We start from the raw sequence: 6,573 nt of genomic DNA on the forward strand, positions 1-6,573 counted from the left end.
GCGTCACTCCGGTCGGCCGAGTTGGCAGGTGGGTGACAGCTCGGCCGACGCAAGCGACGCCTCGGCCGACGTGGGTGACGCCTCGGCCAGGGCTTACCAGCCGGGCGGGAGGCGGTGGTCCCAGAGGGCGGCGTCTTCGATCTGGGCCGCGAGGGAGAGCAGGAGGGGCTCCTCGGCGGGGCGGGCGGCGAGCATGACCCCGACCGGGAGACCGGACGGGGTCCAGTGGAGGGGCAGGGAGATGGCGGGCATGCCGGTGACGTTCCAAGCGGAGGTCCAGGGGGTGAACTCCTTCTGGGCCTGGAAGTCGCGCGCGGGGTCGGCATCGTCGCGGATCTCGCCGACCTTCGGGGGCGGGGTGGCGAGGGTCGGGGTGAGCACGGCGTCGTAGGGCGCCAGCGCCTCCAGCGCACCGGCGGCGAAGCGACGCAGCTCCGCGATCGCCAGACCGAAGGCCGGACCACTGACCGCCTCCCCCTGCTCGGTGAGCCAGCGGGTCAGCGGCCGGATCTGCGACCGCTGCTCGGGGTTGAGATTGACGACCGACATCGCGGTGCCGACGGCCCAGACCGTCTCGAAGACCGCGACCGCCTCGACCGGCAGCGGCCGTGGGATGTCGACGATCTCGTGGCCCAGCGACTCCAACAGGGCGGAAGCGTTCTCCCAGGCCGCGACGCACTCGACGTCGACCGAGGTCGGGGCGATCAACGGCTCGATGAACCGGGCGATGCGCAACCGCCCCGGCGGCCGCTCGCACGCGTCCAGGAACGGAGCGGGCTCCGCCGGAGCCCAGAAAGGATCGCCCGTACGCCGCCCGGCGAGCACGTCGAGGAATGCCGCCGCGTCCCGCACCGACCGAGCGATCGGACCGGCGGTGGCGAGTCCGGCCGCGTCGCCGTACATCGGCGACGGGGAGATCCGCCCACGGGTCGGCTTCAGGCCGACCAACCCGCAGCACGACGCCGGGATCCGGATCGAGCCGCCGCCGTCGGAGCCCTGCGCGACCGGAACGAGCCCGGCGGCGACCGCCGCGGCCGCACCCCCGGAGGAGCCACCGGCGATCCGCGTACGGTCCCAGGGCGTGACGGCAGGCGGCGCCACATCGGGCTCGGTGTAGCAGGGCGAGCCGAACTCGGGGGTGTTGGTCTTCCCGAGGGAGATCATCCCGGCCGCCTCGATCGAGAGCGTCACGTTGTCGGAGACGTCGGGGACGAAGTCGGCGAAGACCGCCGACCCGAAGGTCGTACGCACTCCGCGGGTGAGGTTGAGGTCCTTGATGGCGGTGGGTACGCCCCACAGCGGTGAGGCGCCGACCGGCTTCACCGCGAGCTCCCGAGCACACGTGGAGATCCGCTCCTCGGCCACGGTGACGAAGGCACCGACATCGTCGAGCCGGGCGATCCGGTCGAGATAGTGCTCGGCGATCTCTCCCGGGGAGACCTCGCATCGATGCAGCAGCTCTCCCTGTTCCAGGGCGGTCAGATCATGAAGCTCGGCCACCCCTGCAGGCTAACGCCACTCGTCCTCGAGCATCGCGTAGTGCACCAATGTCGTCCACTCGCCCTTGAACCACTCGGCCTCACGCTCGACCGCCTCCTTGCGCATCCCGAGCCGCTCGATCACCCGCGCCGAGGCCTCGTTGCGCTCGTCGACCCTGGCGGTCACCCGGTGCAGGCCGAGCCCGTCGAACGCCAGGCCCAGCAGCGCCCGCGCGGTCTCGGTGGCGAAGCCGCGGCCGCTGAACTCGGGGTTGAAGGCGTAGCCGATCTCCCCCGACCGCTGCTCCTTGCTGTGCCAGAAGAGCACCACGTCGCCGATCAGCCGGCCCTCGTGCTCGACGGCGAGGCAGAGCACCTCTCCCTCCTGACGCAGGACGGAGAGGCGCCTCTCGGGTGCGTACGCCTTCCGCAGCTGCTCGCGGTCACGCGGCACCGGCGGGATGAAGCGGCAGACCTCCTCGAGCGAGAGATAGGCGTGCAGGTCGTCGAGGTCGCGCTCGACGTCGATCGGGCGCAGCGCCAACCGCTCGGTGGTGACCGGGTAGTCCGGCGCCAGCGCCGGCTCGGCGAGCTCCTGGAAGACACTCAGATGCAGACCCGCCGGCCCGTCGAGACGGGCGTTGAGCGACTCCCACGGGGTGCGGGTGGGCGGCGCGACGAGCGCGGCACCGCCATCGACGAGCCGGGAAGCGACGGCGGCGGAGTCCTCGACCTCGAACGCCACCCGTACGTGGCCGGCGGCCGGACGCCCGACCTCGACCTCGTCGATGTAGGCGTGCTGGGCGGAGTTGGCGAGCTCGAGCGTGGCCCGGCCGGCGTCCAGGATCGTCACATGGGCCTCACCGGGCCCGGAGAACGCGGCCTCCTCCGGCAGGCCGAGGGTGTCGCGGTAGAACGCCACCGCCTCTGCGTAGTCCTTGGCCTCGACCACCAGACGGAGCTGCTTCACCGGTCCACTCATGCCCGAAACGTACGGCCGAATGTCCGTTCACGCACGCGATAAATGACGAAGGTCAGGTCTCCCCCCGCAGAGACCTGACCTCGTCGTGCCGCCTGGATGGGGATCAGGCGGCTGCCGCCTCGAATCCCGCGAGCTTCGCGACGGCCTCGGTGAAGCGGGCCTGGGCGTCAGCGTCGGTGAACACGTCGATCTCGTGGACCGGCTGGGAGACGATGGCGTCCTCGACGACGATGGCGCCGCCGATGCCGGCCGAGCGGGCGGCGTCGGCGTGGGACCACTTGGCACCGTAGGGGGTCGGGGCGACGCCGACGACGGAGAGGATCTTGCCCTTGAGCACGCCGGCCGCGTAGGGGCGCGAGAGCCAGTCGATCGCGTTGTTGATGACGGCGGGCATCGTGCCGTTGTACTCAGGGGTCACGATGAGGACGCGGTCTGCCTCGTCGATCACCTTGCGGAGCTGGCTCACGGCCTCGCCCGGGTCGGCCTCGAGGTCCTCGTTGAAGAACGGCACGTCCGCCAGCCCGTCGACGATCTCCAGGACGACACCATCAGGCGCCTCGGCGACCAGCTTCTCGGCGAGCTTGCGGTTGATGGAGTCGGCGCGCAGGCTGCCAACGAGTACGGCGATACGGGTGTCGGTCACGGGTTCTCCTCGTAGGACGCGGAAAGTTCAATGTTGAAGTGTCCAACGTCCTCGCGGCGGAGGTTCATTCCGTGACAGCGGCCTCCGGGAGTGTGGTCTCGCCCACATGCCGGCGCAGCCCGAAGGTGAGCCCGTCGACCAGGGCCTCCCACGACGCCTCGATCACGTTCGACCCGACCCCGACCGTCGTCCACGACGTCGAGCCGTCGGAGGTCTCGATCAGCACCCGGGTCCTGGCGTCGGTGCCGTGTCCCTGGTCGAAGAGCCGCACCTTGAAGTCGATCAGGTCGAAGTCGGCGACCACCGGGAAGGCACGAGTGATCGCGGCCCGCAATGCCTGGTCGAGCGCATTGACCGGGCCGTTGCCCTCGCCGGTCGAGACGTGGCGTACGCCGTCGGCATGGATCTTCACGATCGCCTCGGTGCTCGACGCCGTCTCCGCGCCGCCGCCGCGAGCCTCGGAGATGACCCGCCAGGACTCGACGTCGAAGAAGGACGGACGGGAGCCCTCGACCTCCTCGATCAGGAGCAGTTCGAAGGAGGCGTCGGCCGCCTCGAAGGTGTAGCCACGCTGCTCGGCCTCCTTGACCCGATCGGTCACCCGAGTCACCAGGTCGCGATCGTCGGAGAGGTCGTAGCCGAGCTCGCGTCCCTTCAGCTCGATCGAGGCCCGCCCGGCCATGTCCGAGACCAGCAGCCGCATGTCGTTGCCGACGCCGGCCGGGTCCATGTGCTGGTAGAGGTTGGGGTCCACCTTGATCGCGGAGGCGTGCAGCCCGGCCTTGTGGGTGAACGCGGAGGCACCGACGTACGGCTGCCGGCCTGCGGGCGGCACATTGGTCACCTCGGCGACCGCGTGGGCGACGCGGGTCGCCTCGCCCAGCAGCCCCGTCGGCAGCACCTCGCGGCCCAGCTTCAGCTGCAGGTTGGCGACCACGGAGACGAGATCGGCATTGCCCGTACGCTCCCCGTAGCCGTTGATGCAGCCCTGGACGTGCATCGCGCCGGCGTCCACGGCGGCCAGCGAGTTGGCGACCGCACACCCGGTGTCGTTGTGACAGTGGATCCCGACCGCCCCCTGGGTGGCGGTGCGGACATCGTGGACGACGTCGGCCACCCAGCCCGGAAGCATGCCGCCGTTGGTGTCGCACAGCGCGACCACCTCGGCGCCCGCGTCGTAGGCCGTCCTCAGCACCTCCAGCGCGTAGTCGCGGTTGGCCCGGTAGCCGTCGAAGAAGTGCTCGGCGTCGAGGAAGACCTGCTGGCCCTCCTCGCGCAGGTGGGAGACCGTGTCGCAGATCATCGCGAGGTTCTCCTCGAGCGTGGTGCGCAGCGCGAGCTCGACGTGGCGGTCGTGGGACTTGGCCACGAGGGTGACGACGGACGCGCCGGAGTCGCGGAGCGCGGCGACCTGGGGGTCGTCAGCCGCCCGCACCCCGGCCCGGCGGGTCGACCCGAACGCCGCCAGCCGCGCGTGCTTGAGATCGAGCTCGGAGACGGCTTGCTTGAAGAACTCGGTGTCCTTCGGGTTGGCACCTGGCCAGCCGCCCTCGATGAACCCGACGCCCAAGCCGTCGAGGTGCCGGGCGATCGCGAGCTTGTCGGCGACGCTGAGGTTGAGGCCCTCCTGCTGCGCACCGTCGCGCAGAGTGGTGTCGTAGACGTGGAATTCCATGGCTCTCGTGTCCTCGGGTCGGCCTGGGGCTGGGCAACAAAAAACCCTCTCGGGAACGAGAGGGTGGCGCGTCGGGCAGGTGCTCGACGCGCTAGCGAATGATGATGACGTGGGTCGTCATGGCCCCGATACTGCCACGAAATCTCCTCCCGTGGGACGAGCGTCTCACCAGCCGAGGAGCTCGACCCACCACGGCTCGTCGCCGCCGGAGAACTGCGAGCCCTCCTCGGAGAGGGTCTGGATCGGGAAGAGCGCCAGGGTGACGACCACGGCGAACCCGAGGATCCACGGCACCCAGCGCGCCGAGATCCGGTGGACCGCCTTGGTCACCGGGTCACGCAGCCGGTCACGCCCGGACCCGGTCCACAGCGCGACGACGAAGGCCAGGCCGGCGAGTCCCAGCGCCGCCTCGAGGGAGAGCTGCAGGGCGAAGCCGATCAGCACCGCCGCCACCACGAAGCCGAAGCCCCACACGCCGACGACGAACGTCTTCGGGAGCGAACGGACCAGCCGCCACGGGGCGCCGATCAGGAGCCGGGGCGCGTCGTGCCACTTGCGGCCGCGATACCACCGCCAGCGGCGCAGGTCTCCGGCTGCGAGAGTGCCGGCGCGGATCAGCCAGGCGGCGCCGAGCACGGTCCAGAACCCGATGCTCGGGAACGCCGCGATCACGCCGACCGCGAAGGCGAGCAGACCGAGCCAGAAGGCCCCGCGGCGCAGCTTCTCCAGGCTCTTGTTGGGTGGCGGAGCGATCTTCGCGACGGGCGAGAACGGCGCGGCCGGGGTGGTGGCCTTCTCCCGCTCTGCCCGGTCGCTCAGCGAGAGCTGCTCGACCGGCCGGTGCACGAACGGCCGGCGCGGCGTACGCAGCCACTCACGCACCTCGTCCAGCGTCGGGCGGTCGGCGGGGTCGGGTGAGAGCGCCTGGCCGAGCAGCCCGCGCAGCGGCTGGGGCACTCCCTCGAGGTCGTGCTCACCGCGCCGGGCGCGGTCCATCAGCTTCATCGCGTTGCCCTCGCCGAAGGGCGGACGGCCGGTCGCTGCGTACGCCACCACGGAGGCCCACGAGTGCACGTCCGAGGCCGGGGTTGCCGGGTCGCCGACGGCGATCTCGGGCGGAAGGTAGCCGGGCGTGCCGATCAGCAGGCCGGTGACGGTGATCTTCGGGTCGTCGGTGACGCGGGCGAGCCCGAAGTCGATCAGGATCGGGGTGCGCCCCTCGACGATGATGTTGGCCGGCTTGATGTCGCGGTGGAGGACGCCGACGGCGTGGCAGTCGGCGATGCCCTCTGCCAGATCGCTGGCCAGCTGCTCGACCTCCTCGCGCGAGAGCACACCCTCGTTGACGATCTTGTCGTGCAGCGTCGGCCCCGGCACGTAACGGGTCGCCAGCCAGGGCACCTCACCCCACGGGTCGGCGCCGACCACGCCGGCCACCCACCTGCTCCGCACCCGCTGCAGCGAGGAGACCTCGCGCGCGAGCCGATGGCGGCCCTCCTCATCCCCCACGAACTGGGTGCGCAGCACCTTCAGCGCCACCCGCTCACCGCTCGTACGGTGGCTGGCCAGGTGGACCCGTCCCATCCCGCCCTGCCCCAGCAGGGAGAGCAGGTCGTAGTCACCAACGGTGTCCCGTTGGTTCGCCGGGAGACGGCGAGGGGCTGTCGTCACGTGACAAACCTTATCGGCCGCAGCCGACACCCGGCCGAGACGACCGGAGCGAGGTCGAGCGGCGAGCTTGCTCGTCCGCTCGCGCCGAGCGAGGAGTAACCGCGCGAAGCGCGGAGGCGTCACC

Annotated in this window: 5 protein-coding genes; all 5 read right to left on the reverse strand. The window is 71.0% G+C overall.

Annotated elements, in window-relative coordinates; all coding sequences use genetic code 11:
* Window positions 1-93: 93 nt before the first annotated feature.
* The 5 genes from ACFU7D_RS27945 to ACFU7D_RS27965 all read right to left on the reverse strand — a co-directional run bounded on the left by ACFU7D_RS27945 (window position 94) and on the right by ACFU7D_RS27965 (window position 6,449).
* Window positions 94-1,500, reverse strand: a complete 1,407-nt coding sequence (locus tag ACFU7D_RS27945) for an amidase (RefSeq protein ID WP_378873451.1) — start codon at window positions 1,498-1,500, stop codon at window positions 94-96.
* A 9-nt stretch (window positions 1,501-1,509) separates the two neighbouring features.
* A complete protein-coding gene (locus tag ACFU7D_RS27950) occupies window positions 1,510-2,460 on the reverse strand; it encodes a GNAT family N-acetyltransferase (RefSeq protein ID WP_378729351.1) in 951 nt (316 codons plus the stop codon).
* Window positions 2,461-2,563: 103 nt separating this feature from the next.
* Window positions 2,564-3,103, reverse strand: coding sequence for an NADPH-dependent FMN reductase (locus tag ACFU7D_RS27955; protein WP_378873453.1), 540 nt, complete (start codon window positions 3,101-3,103; stop codon window positions 2,564-2,566).
* A 64-nt stretch (window positions 3,104-3,167) separates the two neighbouring features.
* Entirely contained in the window at window positions 3,168-4,778 is a 1,611-nt protein-coding gene (cimA, locus tag ACFU7D_RS27960) for a citramalate synthase (protein ID WP_378873455.1), read from the reverse strand.
* Between the two features lie 165 nt (window positions 4,779-4,943).
* Window positions 4,944-6,449, reverse strand: coding sequence for a protein kinase (locus ACFU7D_RS27965; RefSeq protein WP_378873457.1), 1,506 nt, complete (start codon window positions 6,447-6,449; stop codon window positions 4,944-4,946).
* Window positions 6,450-6,573: the final 124 nt, after the last annotated feature.

The organism is Nocardioides sp. NPDC057577 (assembly GCF_042801335.1).
Lineage (GTDB): Bacteria > Actinomycetota > Actinomycetes > Propionibacteriales > Nocardioidaceae > Nocardioides.